This is a genomic window from Embleya sp. NPDC050154 (assembly GCF_044460165.1).
Taxonomy (GTDB): domain Bacteria; phylum Actinomycetota; class Actinomycetes; order Streptomycetales; family Streptomycetaceae; genus Embleya.
Genome location: NZ_JBITJP010000020.1, coordinates 190768 through 209567, shown reverse-complemented (window position 1 = coordinate 209567; position 18800 = coordinate 190768). Strand labels below are relative to the sequence as shown.

16 protein-coding genes are annotated in these 18800 nt (G+C 72.4%); 8 read left to right on the top strand and 8 right to left on the bottom strand.

Annotated features, from left to right (window positions below; genetic code table 11):
• The 4 genes from ACIBSV_RS35030 to ACIBSV_RS35015 form a co-directional block, all read right to left on the bottom strand.
• Nucleotides 1–243 (bottom strand): transposase domain-containing protein (locus ACIBSV_RS35030; RefSeq protein ID WP_395870320.1); only part of this gene is annotated, 243 nt, incomplete at its 3' end.
• 140 nt (nucleotides 244–383) lie between these two features.
• Nucleotides 384–1103 carry a hypothetical protein gene (locus ACIBSV_RS35025; protein WP_395870319.1) on the bottom strand — a complete coding sequence of 240 codons (720 nt, stop codon included), beginning with the start codon at nucleotides 1101–1103 and terminating at the stop codon, nucleotides 384–386.
• Nucleotides 1081–1779 carry a TetR/AcrR family transcriptional regulator gene (locus tag ACIBSV_RS35020; protein WP_395870317.1) on the bottom strand — a complete coding sequence of 233 codons (699 nt, stop codon included), beginning with the start codon at nucleotides 1777–1779 and terminating at the stop codon, nucleotides 1081–1083. The genes ACIBSV_RS35025 and ACIBSV_RS35020 overlap by 23 nt, the downstream gene beginning before the upstream one ends.
• A 121-nt stretch (nucleotides 1780–1900) precedes the next feature.
• Nucleotides 1901–2392 (bottom strand): MerR family transcriptional regulator, encoded by a 492-nt coding sequence (locus ACIBSV_RS35015; protein WP_395870315.1) that lies wholly within the window; start codon nucleotides 2390–2392, stop codon nucleotides 1901–1903.
• Between the two features lie 274 nt (nucleotides 2393–2666).
• On the opposite strand from ACIBSV_RS35015, the gene ACIBSV_RS35010 reads away from it, so the two are divergent.
• The 5 genes from ACIBSV_RS35010 (at nucleotide 2667) to ACIBSV_RS34990 (ending at nucleotide 7878) form a co-directional block, all read left to right on the top strand.
• Nucleotides 2667–3716, top strand: a complete 1050-nt coding sequence (locus ACIBSV_RS35010; protein WP_395870313.1) for an aldo/keto reductase — start codon at nucleotides 2667–2669, stop codon at nucleotides 3714–3716.
• Nucleotides 3717–3967: 251 nt separating this feature from the next.
• Complete coding sequence (locus ACIBSV_RS35005; RefSeq protein ID WP_395870311.1) at nucleotides 3968–5047, top strand: ABC transporter substrate-binding protein; 1080 nt, start codon at nucleotides 3968–3970, stop codon at nucleotides 5045–5047.
• 101 nt (nucleotides 5048–5148) lie between these two features.
• The gene (locus ACIBSV_RS35000) at nucleotides 5149–6150 is read left to right on the top strand and encodes a FecCD family ABC transporter permease (RefSeq protein WP_395870338.1); all 1002 of its coding nucleotides are present in this window, start codon (nucleotides 5149–5151) and stop codon (nucleotides 6148–6150) included.
• Nucleotides 6147–7055 carry an ABC transporter ATP-binding protein gene (locus ACIBSV_RS34995; RefSeq protein ID WP_395870309.1) on the top strand — a complete coding sequence of 303 codons (909 nt, stop codon included), beginning with the start codon at nucleotides 6147–6149 and terminating at the stop codon, nucleotides 7053–7055. The genes ACIBSV_RS35000 and ACIBSV_RS34995 overlap by 4 nt, the downstream gene beginning before the upstream one ends.
• A gap of 19 nt (nucleotides 7056–7074) precedes the next feature.
• Nucleotides 7075–7878: an SAM-dependent methyltransferase gene (locus ACIBSV_RS34990; protein ID WP_395870307.1), complete on the top strand. Its 804-nt coding sequence runs from the start codon at nucleotides 7075–7077 to the stop codon at nucleotides 7876–7878.
• Between the two features lie 90 nt (nucleotides 7879–7968).
• Here the strand turns inward: ACIBSV_RS34990 and ACIBSV_RS34985 are convergent, their stop codons facing one another.
• From ACIBSV_RS34985 to ACIBSV_RS34970, 4 genes are all read right to left on the bottom strand, one after another.
• Complete coding sequence (locus tag ACIBSV_RS34985; RefSeq protein ID WP_395870305.1) at nucleotides 7969–9297, bottom strand: cytochrome P450; 1329 nt, start codon at nucleotides 9295–9297, stop codon at nucleotides 7969–7971.
• A gap of 391 nt (nucleotides 9298–9688) precedes the next feature.
• On the bottom strand, nucleotides 9689–12775 hold the full coding sequence (locus ACIBSV_RS34980) for a poly(A) polymerase (protein WP_395870304.1): 3087 nt from the start codon (nucleotides 12773–12775) through the stop codon (nucleotides 9689–9691).
• The gene (locus tag ACIBSV_RS34975) at nucleotides 12775–14574 is read right to left on the bottom strand and encodes an RNA ligase family protein (protein ID WP_395870302.1); all 1800 of its coding nucleotides are present in this window, start codon (nucleotides 14572–14574) and stop codon (nucleotides 12775–12777) included. Before ACIBSV_RS34975 ends, ACIBSV_RS34980 begins: the two co-directional genes overlap by 1 nt.
• 324 nt (nucleotides 14575–14898) lie before the next feature.
• On the bottom strand, nucleotides 14899–15843 hold the full coding sequence (locus ACIBSV_RS34970; RefSeq protein WP_395870300.1) for a D-alanyl-D-alanine carboxypeptidase family protein: 945 nt from the start codon (nucleotides 15841–15843) through the stop codon (nucleotides 14899–14901).
• 122 nt (nucleotides 15844–15965) lie between these two features.
• Between ACIBSV_RS34970 and ACIBSV_RS34965 the strand changes: the two genes are divergently transcribed.
• The 3 genes from ACIBSV_RS34965 to ACIBSV_RS34955 are packed head-to-tail and all read left to right on the top strand — an operon-like array spanning nucleotide 15966 to nucleotide 18624.
• Complete coding sequence (locus ACIBSV_RS34965; RefSeq protein ID WP_395870298.1) at nucleotides 15966–16646, top strand: response regulator; 681 nt, start codon at nucleotides 15966–15968, stop codon at nucleotides 16644–16646.
• The gene (locus ACIBSV_RS34960; RefSeq protein ID WP_395870296.1) at nucleotides 16643–18115 is read left to right on the top strand and encodes an ATP-binding protein; all 1473 of its coding nucleotides are present in this window, start codon (nucleotides 16643–16645) and stop codon (nucleotides 18113–18115) included. Before ACIBSV_RS34965 ends, ACIBSV_RS34960 begins: the two co-directional genes overlap by 4 nt.
• Nucleotides 18115–18624 (top strand): GerMN domain-containing protein, encoded by a 510-nt coding sequence (locus ACIBSV_RS34955; RefSeq protein WP_395870294.1) that lies wholly within the window; start codon nucleotides 18115–18117, stop codon nucleotides 18622–18624. The genes ACIBSV_RS34960 and ACIBSV_RS34955 overlap by 1 nt, the downstream gene beginning before the upstream one ends.
• The last annotated feature ends 176 nt before the right edge of the window (nucleotides 18625–18800 follow it).

Below are 18800 nucleotides of genomic sequence, written 5' to 3'. Positions count from 1 at the left end.
CAGACCCTGCGTGAGCAGACGCGCGACCTCCTCGTAGCCCTGCCCCGAGAACAGACACATCGCCAGGACGAAATACACGACCACCCGCGCCGGCAACAACCGACGACGCTGCTCGACCCGCCCACACCCCGCGACCACCTCGTCGACCAACTCCGGCGGAAACGCACGCGTCAAGACCCCCAACGCGATCCGATCCGAGAACCGCTCACCCGTCGACGACTTCACCTGCCCAGGCCTTGGCACAACCCACCCAACGACCGAACCCCACCAAAGTCACTGGTATTGCAGCTAGGCCCTGTCCGGCGGACAGGACCTGTGGGCGGGCCTTTTGGGCGTGCCTTCGGTCGAGCCGCCGAGATCCGCGGACAGGCTCCCGGGTCGGGTCAGTCGGTGTCGTCGCCGTGCCCGGGTGGTTGCCGGCGGTACTGCTGGGCTCCGTGGCGGTCCCGGACGGTGACGCCCAGTTCGCGCAGCCCGTCCAGGGCCTCCTCGGCCGCGCCGGTCCGCTTGTCGGCCAGTGCCCGCTTGCGCGTGCGCAGCAGGGTGTGCGCGGCCGGGTCGAGGTCGGGGGTGCCGTCGACCCACGCGCCGAATTCCGTCTCGCGCGGGTCGGTCGTACCGCGCCACGGGTAGTCGAATCCGGCGAAGGCCTCGCGCAGTCGTTGCGTCGGCAGGTCGGTCGCACGGACCCGGGCGAGTTCGGACTCGGCCCCGTCCAGGGCGACCAGGTCTCGGCCGTCGGTGAAGACGGCGTCGATCCGGTCCCGGCGTACGTGCAGGCCGGAGCCGTCCCGGTGGATCGCGACGTGGTCGGCGGCCACGGTCACCACGGGGCTTTCCCGGAGGGCCTCGGTGATCAGCCACGCGCCGGTCATCGCGCCGAGCACGGTCGCGATCGGTACCGCCCAGACTGTGGGCAGTCGTGCGGCGAGTCGAAGCGGGCCGGGTGCCGAGCCGACCCGGTCGATCAGCCAGTCGACGAGCGGCCCGACCGCGAAGCCGGTGCCGAGGCCGAGCAGGGTGGCGCCGATTCCGATCACCCAGAGCCACACCGGTGGCATCCGGACCGTGACGGTCTGCTTATCCGTCGCTGCGCTGCCCATCGTGCCCCCATGGCTCGTCCGGTGTCGCTTTCGGTCTGTGGTCCGGGTTCGCGTTCGGCGTTCGGTCGGGTGCCTCGTCCCGTTTCTCGCTCGGGGCGGGTGCCAGGTACCGCGCGACGGTGCGGCGCAACGCGGGCGTGGCGTCGCGGGACGGTTCGGCGTTCAGGTACACGGCGTCCACGACGGTCTGGAGCCATTCGGCCGCCTCGATCGGGTCGAGCGTCGCGTCGATCGTGCCGTCGGCGATGCCGCGCTCGATCAGGTGGGCCAGACCGTCCCGGACGATTCGGGCGGTGCGGGTGACCACGTCGACCAGTTCGGGATCGCGGTCGACCTGGCGCAGCAGTTCCACGAGCAGCCCGACCGCGCTCGGGTCCCGGGCGTCGGCGGCGAGAGCGGTGGTGAGTTCGACGATCGCCTCGACGGGGTGTTCGGCGTCGGCGAAACGGGTCACCAGGTCGCGGGACAGCGGCAGATCGCGTTCGAAGATCGCGCGGAACACCGCCCGCTTGTCCGGGAAGTAATAGAAGACGCCGGCCGTGCTGATGCCGGCTGCCCCGGCGATGTCGGCGACGGTCGTCGGCTCGAACCCCTGCTCGGCGAACAGCCGCGCGGCGGCGAGCGTGATGGCCTCACGCCGCCGGGCAGTTCGTGCGGCGTCCACGGTGCGGGGCACGGGGCTGCCTTCCGATTCGATAACCGATTGATCACTCTAAGAATAGCAGCCGCGCTCGGTCGCTGGTGGGGATGTCGTCGGGGTCGGGGCGGGCCGACGGGGGAGCGGGTGGGTCGGCGCGCTACGGAGTCGGTATTTCTCGCTGCGCGGGTGCCGGATCCGGGTCCGGGTTCGATTCGGGTTCGGGTTTGGGTTCGGGTTCGGATCCTCGGTGGGGTTCGGATTCGGGTTCCGTCTCGGCGAGGTAGTCCTCGTAGACGCCCACTTTGTAACCGATCAGGTCGAGGCACTTGTGGAGCTGGGCGATCTGGGCGTGGATGCGGGACTGGTGTTCGCGCAGGATGGCCAGGCGCTCGCGTTCGGTGCCATCGCCGGTGCGGGCCAGTTCGGTGTAATGGCGGATGGCGGGGATGGGCATGCCGGAGCCGCGCAGGATCACGCACATGTTGAGCCAGGCGATGTCGTGCTCGGCGTACAGGCGTCGGCCGCCGGGGTCGCGACGGACCGGGTTGGCCAGGATGCCTTCGCGTTCGTAGAAGCGCAGTGTGTCGATGCTCAGGCCGGTACGGGTCGCGACCTGGCCGATGGTCAGGTCCTTGTGGGTGTCTGTCACGGGTCCAAGGATGGGACTTGACCTGGAGTCGGGTCCAGCTCGTAGATTTCCGGTCGGGAACGCCGCCGGGATCGGGGGCGGGAGCACTTCCCGTCGGGCTGCCGGGGTCGTGTCGCACGCGACCGGCCGGCCCGCGGACCATCGTCGAACACGTTCGCAGGGCCATGCCCGGACGCGAGCGCCCACACGCACACGCCCGCACCACGAGGCCGGTGGAACACGCCGGTTCGAGCATCGGCGCCGGCAGGAACACCGAAACAAGAGGAGCACGAACATGCGCTACCGCACCCTCGGCCGCACCGGCATCCAGGTGAGCGTGCAGGCCCTGGGCACGATGATGTTCGGCGCGGTCGGCAATCCCGACCACGACGACTGCGCCAGGATCGTGAACGCCGCGCTGGATCACGGGATCAATTTCGTCGACACGGCCGACATGTACTCGGCCGGTGAATCCGAGGAGATCGTCGGCAAGGCGCTGCGCGGTCGGCGTGACGACGTGGTCCTGGCGACCAAGGTGCACTTCGCGATGGGGGAGGGGGTCAACCGGGGCGGCAACTCGCGGCGCTGGATCACCACGGCGGTGGAGGACAGCCTGCGGCGGTTGCGGACCGATTGGATCGACCTGTACCAGGTCCATCGCCCGGACGACTCGACCGACATCGAGGAGACCCTCTCCGTCCTGACCGACCTGGTGCGGCAGGGCAAGATCCGCACGTTCGGCTGTTCGACCTTCCCGGCCGAGGACGTGGTCGAGGCCCACCACGTGGCCGAGCGGCGCGGATTGCAGCGGTTCCGGACCGAACAGCCGCCCTACTCGATCCTGGCCCGGGGCATCGAGGCATCGCTGCTGCCGGTGTGCGAGCGCCTCGGCATGGGCGTGCTGACCTGGGGCCCGCTGGCGTCCGGCTTCCTCACCGGCAAGTACCGCAAGGGCGGCCCGATCGATCTGACCTCCGGTCGGGCCGGCCTCAACCCCGGACGCTTCGACCCGAGCCTGCCGGTGAATGCCGCCAAGCTCGACATCGTCGAGCAACTGGTCGAACTGGCCGAGGAGATCGGCTGCACGCTGCCCGAACTCGCGGTGGCCTTCCCGACGGCGCACCCGGCGGTCACCTCGGTCATCATCGGGCCGCGCACCATGGCGCAGCTCGACGCGTTGGTCGAGGGGGCGACGCTCACCCTGGACGACGCGGCGCTGGACCGCATCGACACGATCGTCGCGCCGGGCACGAACACGTATCACCCGGACGGCGCGTGGACCCACCCGGCGCTGGCCCGCACCGCCCTGCGCCGACGCCCGGTGACCGATCGCGCGGCCGGCTGACCTCCCCGGACGCTCCCCGGACACCGGATGCGGACCGTACCCGTTCCGGTGTTCATCCGCGGAGTCCGGCACGGGCGTTCCGGGTGGGGGCCGGTGGGCTCGGTGGGCTCGGTCCGCGGGAGAGGCGGGAACCCGACCTCGGTGGGAACTTACCCGGGGTCTCGGCCGACTGAGTGTCCGGGTTCGCGTTCGCGGGCCGACCGTCGGCACTTCCGGGGAGCGAAACTGTGCGGGGCAGCAAGGTGTGTGGCATGGCCGCCGTGGTGGTTTTGTTCGCGACGGCGTGTGGGGGTGACTCGAAGGACACGAACACCGCCGCTTCGGGCCCGACCGCGTCCGCGACGGGAGCGGGCGGAGGCGGGGCGTCGGGCTTCCCGGTGAAGGTGACGGACTGCGCCGGTGCCGAGACGACGTTCACCGAGGCGCCGAAGAAGGTGGTCACGAGCAACGCCTCCAGCCTGGAGATGTTGTTCTGGCTCGGCGCCGGGGACCGGGTGGTCGGCACCGGCTTCCCGCCGGGCAAGGGCACGATGCCGGCGCAGTTCGCGGCGCAGGCCGACAAGGTCCGGGTGCTCGGCGACATGGTGATCCCCAAGGAGCAACTGCTCGGCTCGGGCGCCGACACGTACATCGACACCTTCGCCGACATGGGCGGCATGGGAGCGATGGGGTCGGGGCCCTCGGCCAAGGAGTTCGCCGCCGCCGGCATCAAGCACATCTATCTCAAGTCCACCGCGTGCGCGACCAAGCGTCCCGGCCCGCAGCAGGACCTGAGCGCGGTCGAGGCGGACATCAAGGAACTCGGGGCGGTGACCGGGACGTCCGCCCGGGCCGACGAACTCGTCGCGGGCATGGAACAGACCGTGGGCACGGTGCGCACCGCACTCGCCGGCCTGCCGCAGGATCGGCGGCCGAGCTACTTCTTCTTCGACTTCGACGCCGGTACCAAGCAGCCGATCGCCGTATGCGGCAAGCAGGTCGCCAACGCGGTGATCACCCAGGCCGGGGCGCGCAACGTGTTCGCCGATTGCGCCGGCGACTTCAAGCCCGTCGCGTGGGAGGACGTGGTCGCCAAGAACCCGGACTGGATCCAGCTCGGCGTCCGGAACAAGGGCAGCGCCGAGGCCAACGCCAAGGCGTTCGACGACGCCGAGCGATTCCTGCGCACTTTCGACGCGACCAAGGGCCTGAACGCGGTCCGGGACGGCAGGTTCGTCCGGATCGGCTCGGAGAGCACCACGATCGCCGGGGTCCGCAACGCCGAGACGGTGCGGCGGATCGCGAGCACGATCCACCCGGACCTGGTCCGGCCCGCACCGGCCGCGGGGTAGGCCCGGTGTTGTCGGTATCCGAGCGCAGGACCCGCCGTCGGGACCGGGCGGCGCCGCCGCCGGCCGACGAGGAGCGGGCCCGCCCGGCGCGCACCGCGTGGGTGGTCGCCGTCCTGGCCGTGCTCCTGGTCGTCGCGTTGACCTCGGCGGTGTCGTTGGGTTCGGTGGACATCCCGATCGGTGAGGTGTGGTCGGTGGTCGGGCGCCGGCTGACCGGAGAGCCGCCCGAGGCCGGTACGCGCGACCTGATCGTCTGGCAACTCCGGCTGCCGCGTGCCCTGTTGGCGGCGGTGGTCGGCGCCGGGCTGGGCCTGGTGGGCACCGCCGTACAGGCGCTGGTGCGCAATCCGCTCGCCGACCCGTACCTGCTCGGCATTTCCTCCGGCGCCTCGCTCGGCGCCATCGCGGTGATCGTGCTCGGCGCGAGCACCGGTGGCCTGCTCGGACTCGGCCTCTCCGCCTCGGCGTTCGCCGGTGCGTTGGCGGCGTTCGCCCTGGTGTGGGCCCTGGCCCGACGAGGTGGCGGGTTCTCCCCGCTGCGCCTGGTCCTGGCCGGGATCGGGGTGGGCCAGTTCCTGTCCGGATTCACCAGCTTCCTGGTACTTCAGGCGGGTGACGAACAGCAGACGCGCGGCGTGCTGTTCTGGCTGATGGGCAGCCTCAGCGGCGCGCAATGGGAGCAACTGGCCCTGCCTGCCGCGGCCGTGGCCGCAGGGCTGATCGGGTTGCAGGCCCGGGCCCGGGCGCTCAACGCGTTGCTGATGGGCGACGAGACGGCCGCCGGGCTGGGCGTGGACGTGGCCCGACTGCGGCGCGAACTGTTCGCGGTGACCAGCGTGTTGACCGGTGTCCTGGTCGCCGTGTCGGGGGCGATCGGCTTCGTCGGACTGATGGTTCCGCATGTCTGCCGGCTGCTGATCGGCGGTGACCACCGCCGACTGCTGCCGGTGTCGGCGTTGTTCGGCGCGGTGCTGTTGGTCGCGGTGGACACCGTGGCCCGGACGGCGGTGAGTACGCAGGAGTTGCCGATCGGCGTGGTCACCGCTGTTCTCGGCGCCCCGGTCCTGCTGCTCCTGCTCGATCGACGGCTGGAGACACGATGACGGGCGGCGGCGTGGGCGATCGCGCGGATGGCGGGCCGGGCGAGGAGGTGCGCGGCGTGGGCGCCGAGCAGACGCGAATCACCGTGCACGATCTGCGCGTCGCCCTCTCCGGCCGGGACATCCTGACCGGGGTCGGGCTGATCGCGGCGGGTGGTGAGATCACCGGCCTGGTCGGCCCCAACGGCAGCGGCAAGTCCACCCTGCTGCGCACGATCTACCGACACCTGAAGCCGCAGGCCGGCCGGGTCCTGCTCGGCGATCGGGACCTGCGTGCGATGACCCCGGCGGCGGCGGCCCGACATGTCGCGGCGCTGCCGCAGGAGCGGGAGAACGACTTCGATTTCACCGTGCGCGAGGTGGTCGCGATGGGGCGGACCCCCTACCAGAAGGCGTTCGCCGGGGACAGCGCCGCGGATCGGGCGGCGGTGCTGATCGCGCTGGTCCAGGCCGGAGTCGAGGCACATCAGGGCCGGCGCTTTTCGACCCTGTCCGGCGGTGAACGCCAACGCGTCCTGCTGGCCAGGGCGTTGGCTCAGGAACCGGACGTGCTGGTGCTGGACGAGCCGACCAATCACCTCGATGTGCGGCATCAGGTCGAACTCCTGGCGCTGTTGCGCGCCCAGGATCGTACGACGCTGATCGCGCTGCACGACCTCAACGCGGCGGCCTCGGTGTGCGATCGGCTGCACGTACTGCACCGGGGCCGGTTGCGCGCGTCCGGGTCGCCGCGCGAGGTGCTCACTCCGGAACTGCTCGCCGAGGTGTTCGGCATCCGTGCGGTGATCCTCGACCACCCGCTCACCGGTGATCCGCTGATCGCGGTCGACCACCGGACGACGGCGGCTCCGGTGACTCCGGTGACAGCCGGGCGAGGCGGCGAATTCGGGTTGCGCTCGGGCGGATGATCGGGTTGGGTTCGTGCTCGTGAGTGCCCTGAATGATCTTGTGCGTCCGGACCGCTATCCGCGCTCCTCCCGCTATGACCCCGCCTGGCTGCTCGACCTCGACATGGGGCCGAACCCGTTGTGGTTGCTGGAGGACCTCGCCCGGGACCTCGACCTGCGCCCCGGGATGCGGGTTCTCGACCTCGGCTCCGGCAAGGGTGCCACGTCGGTGTTCCTGGCTCGCGAGTACGGCGTGCAAGTCGTCGCTGCCGACTTGTGGATCGCCCCCGAGGACGCGGCGGCCGTTTTCGCGGACGCGGGTGTCGGCGACCGGGTGGAGGCCGTTCGCGCCGAGGCGCACGCCTTGCCGTTCGAGCAGGAGAGCTTCGACGCCGTCGTGAGCGTCGACGCGTTCGAGTATTTCGGCACGGCGGACAACTATCTGCCCTATCTGGTCGGGTTTCTCCGTCCGGGCGGACAACTGGGCATGGCGACTCCCGCGATGACCCGGGAAGTCCGGGAGATCGGGGCGATCCCGCCGCACATCAAGCAGGTGGTCGGCTGGGAAGCGATCGCCTGGCACACGGCGCAGTGGTGGCGCTTCCACTGGGAGATCACCGAACTGGTCGAGGTCACGTCCGCGCGGTTGCAGCAGGACGCCTGGCGGGACTGGCTGTTGTGGGCTCGGGCAGGGGCCGAGCATCAGCCGGACGGACCAAGCGCGAACCGGGCCGTCATCGACATGCTCACCACGGACGGTGGGGAGTTCCTCTCCTTCGCGTTGGTCACCGCACGCAGGAACCGCGCGGGATCGAGTCGCCCCGATGGGGTGGCCCCGGGCTGATGTCGGTGGTTCGGTACGCGACCTCGGAGGGCGAGGGCGGCGAGGCCCGGGAGGACACGTTCGGGAGATGGACAGGTGACCCGCGCCGGTTCACCTCTCCCCGAAGCCGGGGACAGCGGGTACGGCGGGCGGGCGCCGACCCGGGGTTTCGGGTCGGGCACCGGCCGGGGTCTCGGGTCGGGCGTGGGCCGGTGGTGTGGGGACGATGTCCAGCCGGCTCGGGCCGTTGACCATCAACGACGGGATGGGCGTCGGCGGTTGTTCGGGGTGCGCGAGCGCGAGGTCGGGGAAACGGTCGAACAGGGTGGTCACCGCTATCCGGGTCTCCAACCTGGCCAGGTGCGCGCCGAGGCAGAAGTGCGGGCCGTACCCGAAGGCCAGGTGGCTCTTGTCGGCGCGGGTGGCGTCGAACGCCTCGGGGGCCTCCGGGTGTCGCGCGGGATCGCGGCCGGCGGCGGCGAAGGCGATGATGATCGGATCGCCCCGACCGATGACGACACCCTCCCCGAGGTCGATGTCCTCGATCGCGTAGCGCAACGGGAGATGCATGACCGGGCCTTCGACCCGCAGCGTCTCCTCGATGACGTCCGCCCAGTCGATGGCGTTCGCGCGGAGTCGGTCGAACTGATCCGGGTGGGCGAGCAGTTCGGCCAGGACGTTGGTGATCAGGTTCACCGAGGTCTCGTAGCCGGCGCCGAGCATCAGGAAGAGCGAGTCGAGGAATTCCTGTTCCGAGGGCGTCGTCCCGACGCTCGCGGCCGCGGTGAGCAGGTCACTGGTCAGGTCGGCGCCCGGGTTCGCCCGCTTGTGCTCCAGCAACTCGACCAGCCGGCACTGGAGTTCGATCCGCCGAGCGATCGCCTCCGCGGCGTCGATCGTGGTGTCCATTACCGCGTCGATGGCCCGGCCCAACCCCGGCCGCAGTGCCTCGGGCACGCCGAGCAGGTCGCAGATGACGGTCATCGTCAGCGGCAACGACAACATCTGCCGTACGTCGACGCTCTCGCCGGGCGGCACCGCCGCCAGCACATCGACCAGGCGATCCGCCGTGGCCTGGATCCGCGGGCGCAGCCGCTCCACCCGGCGCGGGGCGAACGAGGGCGCGACCCGTGCGCGCAATCGGCGATGCTCCTCGCCATACGTGTTCACGAAACCCTGTTGGAGCGCGACCGGCGCCATCGGCCAGCCGTCGGGCAGTTCGGCCAGACCGGGCCAGTGCCGACGGAAGTCGCGGGAGACCCGGGGGTCGGTGGTCAGCGCCTGGATCACCTCGTGCCGGGTGATCGACCAGGCCCGCACCCCGCCCGGGAGTTCGACCAGGACGGCCGGACCCCGGGCGCGTAGCGCGGCGGCCTCGGCGTGTGCGTCGCGGGCGGTGGGATCGAGTACGGGACATCGGTGCTGGGGTTCTGCCGACATGCGAGGCTCTCCTCGAGGGAACGTGCAGAGTGGCCACCGCGCCTGCGAGGCGCACGGCGCGGCCGTGTTCGCGCGTCACACCCGACCCCGGCGGGGCCGCATGCCCCTTCTTCTACGCCTGGTTCCGCGTCCTGACAACACCGTCGGCGGGGGCGACCGGCGCTTTGCCTCGATCGGCGACCAGGCCGGCCTGATCGCGCGCCCATCCGCGCGGCTCGTGCGCGCGGTGCGCAAGCCGCGCCGGTTCCCTGGAGCGGGCGCGCGTCCCACGGCCGGCGACGTACACCGATCGCCGGGCATTGCCGGGTGGGGTCCGACGCACGGTCGGGGGATCGGCGGCGCTCTGCCGAGTGGGGTTGGGCGCACGGTCGTCCAAGGCGCGGTCGGGTGATCAGCGCAGAGTCGGTACGGAGCCGCCGTCGGCCCAGGTCGTTTCGACGCCGGGCAGGCCCCTGCGCCATCGCTCGGTGAGCTCGGCGAGGTCGGTGGCGCTCGGCGGGTCGGCACCCAGGCCGATCGCGTAGCGGGTGCGCGAGTCGGACACGAACGGGCGGGGCCACGCGTGCGCGTCCTGGACACCGGCTTCCTGCAAGGTGGTGAGCAGGCCGCGGATGCGACCGCGCAACCGTCCGGTGGTGGCCGCGCACTCCTCGGCGGAGGCGGGCAGTACGGTCAGCACCGCCCATGCGGCGTGCCGGCGGTGCAGGGGCGGCGGCTCGATCAGGGCGGCCCACGGGTCGCGATCGTCCCGTTCGGAAGCCTCGCCCGGCGTGAGCAACTCCCACGCGCGGTACAGCTCGTCGACCAGCAGATCGCGCCCGCCGTGGCCGACCTGCTCGGTACACGAGCGCACCGGGTGGGTCGGCGTCAGGATCGACACCGGCCCGCCGGTGACCGTGCCCGCGCGGGCCGTGTCGTCGTCCAGGGCCACCGGTACGCGCCAGTCCCACGCGGCCCAGCCGGCGAAGAAGTACGCCGGCAGGTCCTCGTCGGCCACGTGCGCGGCCTCGCGCGTGGTCCGGGCCGCGAGTACCGACCAAGCCAGGCCCGGGAGTCCGCCGAACGGGGCCGCGTCTAGGCCGCGCGCTCGCGCCCACGCCTTGATCCGTCGGGCCAGGTCGGCGAAGCGCTCGTGGTCCGCGCCGACCGCGCCCCGGATCGCGTCCGCGTCGGTGATCGCGCTCAGGGTCACCGCGGCCGGCTCGCCCAGTTCGGCGCGCCGGGCCACCGCGTCGGCGGGGGCGATCCGCCCGGTGCCGATCAGGGCCAGATCGACGGGCGAGTCGTCGACGCGCAACCGAAGCCCCGGTACCCGCGCGCCGAGCACCGGCCGGATGCCGCCGGCCTCGGGCAGCGCTGCCGCGATCCGCGCCGCGATGTCGGCGGGGTCGACGGTGCCGGGCAGGGCTGCCACCAGATCGAGGTCGGCGTCGGGCGACGCGCAGCCCATCCGACGCGAGCCGACCACCGACACGACGCCCTCGCCCAACGCCGCGGAAACACGCCTGGCGATCCGCCGGGTTCGGGCATCGCCGTCCGGGTCGTCGGCGCGGGGCGCCCGAGTGTCCCCCGGGCGGTCGGAGCGGGGCCGGAGGTGGGCATCGCCTTCGGGATCGGCGGCGCGGTGCTCCCGGGTGTCGTTGCCCGGGTCGGTGGCGAGGGGTGCCCGTGCCGTTCCTTCCCGTTCGGCGCCGACCGGCTCCCGGACCCGATCCGAGGGTTTGCGTGCCCGACCCCCGGCGACGGAACCTTCGCGGCTCCCGGTCGCGTCGGTACCTGCTACCGGATCCGGATCGGGCAGCTCGCGCAGTGCGCCCGTGCCCAGCGTGAGGACGGCTCGCGGGCGCATCGGTTCGTCGCCTCGGCGGGAGAGCAGGACCAGTTCCCCGACACGAGCCGTCATCGGCTCCAGTTCGCGTGCGCACGCGGCGGCGACGCGCTGTGCATCGGTGCTGCGGCCCAGGGTCAGGTGCGGGGTGTAGCCGCTCGTCCGGCCGAGGCAGCGGGGGAAGTGGGCCGCGAAGGCCTCCCGCATCCGGGCCCACGGGAGTTCGTCGGCGGCTGCCGGGTCGAGCCAGACGGTGGCGTCCTCGCGATGGCCGAAGGTGTGTACGCCGTCGAGTTCGGCGGTGAACGGTGTCACTCGCGCGGCGGCCGCGGCCAGCAGCGGCGCGGCCCGGTCGAAGTCGGCTTCCGGCACGAAGCCGAACAGCACGTTGACGTGCGGCGGCCAGCGGTCCACCTGGGGATCGTGCGCGCGGCGGGCCCGTTGCAGCGCGGGCCAAAGACGCCCGGGCGGCAGCCAGGCCAGCGCGGTGCGCGCGCTAGGCGCGACGTCCAGGACATCGCCGGCGGGCGGATTCGCGGCGGGGAGCAGATCCGCCTGCACCCCGAAGTGGTCGGACGCGTACAGGCCGTCGGGCCCGGGCGTGTCCCCGCGCAGTACCGCCGTACCCGCCCGCCAGGAGCCGGTGCGCGACAGGATCCGGTCCAGCCGGGCGGCGCGGCCGGTGAGCGAGCCGATCGCCGCGAGCGGGTTGACACCCGGGTCGAACGTCGGCGTGTGGTCGTCGGCGCCGTGTACGTCCGTCCATACGTCCGTCAACCCCAGCGCGGCGGCCGGCCCCGTGGTGCCGTCGTTGAAGTCGCCGACCACCACCAGGTCGCCCGGGATGCCCGCGAACCCGGCGGCGAGCGCGGCCAATTCGATCCGGCGGCGCCCGGCGCCGTCCTGCGTGTGGTCACTGGTGAGGTGCGTGACGGCGAGCACGAGCGGCTCGGCCGGCCCGGCCACGGTGATCGCGGCCACCGCCTTGTACGGCCCCAACGCGTGCCGACCGGCCTCGCGCACCGGCAGCCGGCTCAGCAACAACAGCCCGGTGGCCGGTACATCGCGGCCGGCGGGATCGGTGTCCATCGTGTACGCGGCGCGCACCCACGGTTGGGCCGCCAACAGCAGGGCCAGTTCGGGCTCGACCTCCTGGAGCGCGATCACGTCGGCGTCGGCGGCGGCGAGCGCGGCGAGCAACATCGGCCGCCGGCGTGCGGTGTCGATACGATCGGCGTCGTAGCGATCCCACAGCGTGTTCCAGGTCAGCACGCGGATCCGCGCGGTGTCCGGGAGGCCGATCGGGTCCGCGCCGCTTGCGGTCGCGGGTCGCCAGCGGCCCGTCGACGGGTCGAAGGTGTGCGGTTCGCGCGCGGTGAAGAACGGCGCCCGCAGTCGGCGCGGATCCCGGGCCCGACCGGCGACACAGTGCTCGATCCGGTCCACGCGCGCGGCCCGATCCCACACCACCTCGCCGTCCGCCTCGATCCGCAGCACCCGATGCCACGGGATCTCGCCACCCGGGACGAACGCGGGCAACGGGATGCGCTTGGGGTCCGCGCCGCGTCGGCTGACCTCGAGGACGAAGCGGGCGGGATCGAACCGGGGATCCCAGCGCACTCGGTGGTAGATCTCCTCGCTCGTGCGCATCACGCGTCCTCCGCGTCCAGCGAGCCGGCGACGTCGTCGAGGCCGCCGCCCGCGCCGATGTACCAGGTACGGTGCGCCTGTCCGGGATACGGCGGCGCGAAGCGCCGTGCCTGCGCGGCGAGTACGGCGGGTGGGACCGCGTGTTCGCGCGCGGCGTTGCGCCGGACCAACTCGTCCTCGCCGACCAGCAGTACGGCGTGCGTGATCAGCGCGTCGCGGCGGTGTGCGATGGCCTGTACCGGCATGCGCTGGCTGCCGGTGAGTGAGGTGGCATCCCACACCACCGTCCCGCCGGCGGCCAGCGCCGCGTCGAGCCGGTCCAACCCCCGGCCCAGCACCTCGCCGTTGGCGCTCTGGTCGGTCCGGGAGCCGCGCGCCGCACGCAGTTCGTCCAGGCTGATCAGCGTGTCGACGCCGGGAAGTTCGCGGGCGAAGGTGCTCTTGCCGCTGCCCGAGCGGCCGATCGTCTGGATCAACCGGGGAAAGTCGCCGCTCCACCACCGGCGGGTGGCCTCGGGCGGCATCGACCACCCCTTGGCGTGGCCCGCGCGCAACTCCGCCCAGCAGCGGTCGGCCACTTCCGAGTCCAGGCCCGCGAACGCGTCCGCGGCCCGGGCGCGCAGAGCCGCGAGCGGGGCCTCCTCCAGCAGGCCCGCGTCCGCCGCGAACAGCGCCGACCACTCCACCTGTTCGCGCTCCGCGTCGGCCTGCGCACCGGTGCGCCCGGTCAGCGTCGCGGCGGCCACCGCGTGCAGCACGCCCACATCCGCGGCGACCGCCAACCGGGCCAGGCCGCGTGGGCGTTCGTCATCCGGGAAGGGCCGGCGCAGGTGTGCCTGCAACCCGACCAGGTCCGCGACACGGCGCGCGGTGGGCAACCCGAGCGCCGGGACGAGTCGGGGCGTCAGCGTCGCCCGCCGTTCGGCATGCAGCGCGGCGGCCAGCACCCCGGCCAGCCGCGCGTCGCCGGTGCGACCCAGTACGTCCAGCCGCGCGCACGCGTCCGCGACCGTCTCGACAACGGCAACCGTCTCGACAACGGCAACCGTCTCGGCACCGGAAATCGCGTCGGCTCCGGCGACCGTCTCGCCTTCGGCGGCCGGTGAATCCGTCGGGTTCAGCAACGCGAGCAGGGCCGGCAGGTCCGGCTTCGCGCCCGAACGCACGGCCCACAGTGCCGCGTTCGGCCCGAGACCGTTCGGCACCACCTCGGCGTGCATCCAGTGCGTATCGGTCTGCACGTGTCCGCGCCGCACCCATTTGGCCACCCGTCGGCCGAAATCCGCGCGCTCGAAGCCCTCGACCGACCGGACCACGAAGCCCTCCCGGCGTGCGGGATCGAGCCGGATCGCGCGCAACTCCCGCTCGTCGAACACCCCGCGCCACAACACCGGCGGCGTCGGCACGCCCAGTCGACGCAGGAAACGCGCACTCTCGTCCCAGTCCAGGCAACGATCACCGGCCCACACCGAGAAACCGTAGAACCAACTCGCCAGCGCGTCATAGCCGATCGAGTGCCGGGCGTACATGTTCTCGCCGCAGATCCGCCACCCGGGCGGGATCCGTGCGCCGATCCGGCCCTGGAGCGCCTTGACCCAGGTCCGCGAGGGGTGGTGCGCGGAGTCCAACGACCGCGCGTGCAGGCCGTCCGGATACAGCGTGGTGTTCTCACCGTCGAGCTTCTCGGTGACCACGACCTCCAGGCCGCGCAGTCCCGACAGGTCGCCGGCGCGCACGTCGTCGGCGCCGGCACCCGGCGACCACGGCACATGCGGGGTGCGGGGATAGTGCGTACGCATGTCCCCTCCCCGATCACCGGCCCGGTCCCGCTGCGACCGAGCATTGCGCGCGGATCCCCGGTCACTGTAGGAGCGGGCCGCGCGGCGGGCCATCGAATTTCGGCCGCCGGCGACCCGGTCGGCCACCCCTGCGGCCACCCGGCGTCGCGCGGCGGACCGAGCGGGAGACGGGAATTCCGGGAGGCGGGACGTGCGGGACGTGCGGGAGGTCGGGCCGGGCGGGGCGGGACGAGCGGGAGCCCGCGACCCGAGGAACGCGAGGGACGCCGGGACGCGCGGGCGGCAGCCCGGTGCCACCCGCGCCGCCGACCCCGCCCGCATCCGTCACGGTGCCCCGATCGAACGGATCAGCGTCTCGCTCGCGTTGATCGCGGCGGCCGCCGTGCTGCCCTTGCGCTGGGCCATGACCGCGCAGACCACCAGGTGCGGCTTGCCGTCGACGTGGCGTTCGGCGGCGAAGACCAGGTTGGCGCCGGCGGGGGTGGTGAAACCGGTCTTGCCCGCCAGCACGCCCTCGCGGCCGAGCAGGGTGTTGCTGTTGGGCTTGGTGATCCGCGCCGAGTCGGTGTAGTCGCGGACGCCGGCGACCGCGGCGAAGGCCGGGTCGCGCATCGCCACCGTGAACAGTCGGACCTGGTCGGCGGCGGTGCTCACGGTGGCCCGGTCGAATCCGGAGGGATCGGTGTAGGTGGTGTCGCGCATGCCCAATTCGCGGGCGGTGCGGTTCATCCGGGCCACGAACGCCGCCTCGTTCCCGTCCACCCAGCGGGCGATCTCGTGCGCGATGTTGCTCGCCGATATCGTCATCAGTGCCTCCAGGGCCCGGCGCTGGGTGAACGCCTCGCCCGGGGTCACCGGGGTCAGGCTCTCGAAGCGGCGCAGGCGCTCGGCATAGCGATGGGCCTCCTCCGCCGAGACGGTGAACGTCGGCCCCGCCGCGCCGGGCACGAGCGGCTTGGCCTTGAGGAACACGTACGCGGTCATCACCTTGGCCAGGCTCGCGGTCGGCGTCGGCTTGGCCGCGCCGGACACGATCGGGTCCCGGGCGCCCTCGACCGACACGGCCGCCTGGCCGTCCTTGGGCCATGCGGGGCTGATCGGCTGCGGGAGGTCGAGCCGGCCCGAGAGGGTGGCCGCGGGAGCCGGGTCGGTCCGGCCCGCCTCGCCGGCACACCCCGCCACGAGGGCCAACAGCGCGGCGACGACGGCGAGCACGATCGGCCTAGCCGAGCGGGGACGGCGCACGGGGAGCGAAAAGTGGTTCGTCATGGCTTTGACCATGGCGAGCGGGGATGACCGGAGTCGGCCGAGAACAAGACCGTTCTGTCACAACCGGCCCGATCGCTTCCTCGACGGCTGTTCGCACGGTCGGCCTGATCGATACTGAACCAATGGTTCGTGTGCTCCTGATCGAAGACGACCCCGCCGTGGCTGAGGGCCTGGCCATCGGCCTGCGCCGGCAGGGCCACACGACCGAGGTGCGGCACACCGGCGAGGACGGCCTCGCGGGAGTCGCCGGATTCGCTCCCGACCTGGTGGTGCTCGACCTGATGTTGCCCGGTATCGACGGCTTCGAGGTGTGCCGTCGGATCCGCAGGGCCGGCACCCTGCCGGTGATCATGCTCACCGCGCGCAACGAGGACATGGACGTCGTGGTCGGCCTGGAGGCCGGCGCCGACGACTACGTGGTCAAACCGGTCCAGGCCCGGGTCCTGGAGGCACGGATCCGCGCGGTCCTGCGCCGCACCGAATCCGCCGTCCCGGCCGGGCGGCGCGAGGTCTACGGGGACCTGACCCTGGATCGCACCGCCCTGACCGTGCTCAAGGCCGGGCAGCCGGTCGCCCTCGCCCCCTCCGAACTGCGGCTGCTGCTCGCCCTGTCGGCGTCCCCCGGCCAGGTCTTCAGCCGTGGGCAGTTGTTGGAGTCGGTGTGGGAACACCCCTACCTCGGCGACAGTCGGCTGGTCGACGCGTGCGTCAAGCGGCTGCGGATCAAGATCGAGGAGCCGGACCGGCCGGCCCGCTACATCCAGACCGTACGCGGGTTCGGCTATCGCTTCGGGCCGCTGTGACCGGGCCGCTGGCCTGGCTGCGCGGTCTACGGGTACGACTGGCTGCGGCCTGCCTGCTCGTCGCCGCGTTCGCCGCGCTCGCGACGGCCGCGCTGACCTATCGGGAAGCCCGTACCGCGATGTTGCAACGCACCCAGGACTCGGTGGTGCGCTCGGTGCGCGACCGGGTCGAGGCGGTCGCACCGTCCGTGCCCTTCCCCCCGGACCAGGCGGCGATCGACCGGATCGTCGCGCTGGTGGACACCCGGGGCAACACCGACCACTGGACCGTCCTGGTGAGGTTCGGGGACTTGTGGGCGGCCAGCGACTCCATGACGACTCCCGACGCGATCCCGCGGGAGTTGCGCAGGATCGTCACCGACCACGTCTCGACCGCGTTCCAGCGTGTGGACGACCACGGCATGCTCGCGCTCGCCGTCGGCGTACCGATCACCTTCGCCAACCGCGACGGCCGGGTCGCCTCCGGAGTGCAGGTCTACGTATTCACCTCGATGGTCGTCCAGGTCCAGGAGGAGGCGGCCCTTGTCCGGGCGGCGCGCAACGGCGCGATCCCCGCGGTCCTGCTCGCGCTGGTCCCGGCCCTGATCGTGGCCGGCGGCGTACTGCGGCCGGTCCGCGCCCTCCAGCGGGCCACCCGGCGCCTGGCGCAGGGTCGCCTGGACACCCGGTTGGAAGTCAAGGGCGGTGACGAACTCGCCGAACTGGCGAGCGACTTCAACCACACTGCGGCGGCTCTGGAGGAACACGAGGCGCGGCTGCGGACGATGGAGGCCAGAGCACGCGGCTTCGCGGCCGACGTCTCGCACGAACTGCGCACTCCGCTGGCCGCGATGGCCGCCGTGATCGACGTGCTCGACGAGGACGCCGCCGCCGAGAAGCTGGATCCGGACACCGCCGCCGCGCTGCGCCTGGTCTCCACCGAGACCGGCAAGCTCACCCGGCTGGTGGACGACCTGATGGAGATCTCCCGCTTCGACGCCGGCGCCGCCGCGCTGAACGTGGACGAACTCGACGTGGCGGAGGCGGTACGCCGCTGCCTGGCCGCGCGGGCGTGGTCGGACGCGGTGGTCACCGACCTGCCGGACGGGATCCGGGCCGAGGTCGACCCCCGGCGCTTCGACGTGGTGGTGGCCAATCTGGTGGGCAACGCGCTGCGGCACGGCGCGCCGCCGGTCGAGGTGAGCCTGAGCAGCGAGCGGCGGGCGGACGGCCCGTGGGTCGTGCTGCGGGTCGCCGACCGCGGCCCCGGTCTCGCCGCCGACATCCTGGACCGGGTCTTCGAGCGATTCTTCAAGGCCGACTCGGCCCGCGCGCGCTCGGCCGGCAGCGGCCTGGGCATGGCGATCACGCTGGAGAACGTGCGACTGCACGACGGACGGATCCGGGCGGCGAACCGACCCGACGGTGGAGCGTTGTTCACCGTGGAACTGCCCCGGTACGCCCGGGCCCGAACCGAAGTGGATACGTGATGGCCGCCCGATACCCACTGCTCGCGGCGCTGCTCCTCGCGGTCGGCGTCGGCTGCGGCATTCCCACCACCGGCGTGGTGGAGGCGGGGGAGCCCGCCACAGGCATGATCGCGCCCGCCGACGCGGAGCATCCCGGCAGTGTGTACATCTACCTGGTCGCCGATCACCGGCTGCGTCCCACGCTGCGCACCTCGCTCGCCGGTGCCGGTCCGCAGGCCGCGCTGGACCTGCTGCTGGCGGGGCCCACGGCGCAGGAGGTCGGGAACGGGGTGACGACGACCATCCCGGCGAACGCCGGACCCGCGCGGGTGACGGTGCAGAGCGGCACGATCCGGATCGACCTGGCCGGTTCCGACTCGCTCGCCGACAGTGCGCTGGACCAACTCGTGTGTACCGCGGCGGCGGCCGCAAGCCGCGGCATGTCGGGAGGAGCCGAGACGCCGGTGTCGGTGACCACGACGGTTCGGCGCCTGGAGAACCGGGTCTGCCCGAGTCCGGTGGGGACCTGACCCGATCGCGACGGCCCCGGGCCGGATCAGGGTGCGGCGAAGATTCCGACAACGGACGAATGTCGCCGGGCACAGGCCGTCTTCGGCGTGCCGACCGCCGACCCCAGCCCGATAGGGGTAACAGTCAGGGGTTCCCCAACTACGTTGCGTGTTCATAGGCTGATCGCGCCAACCGG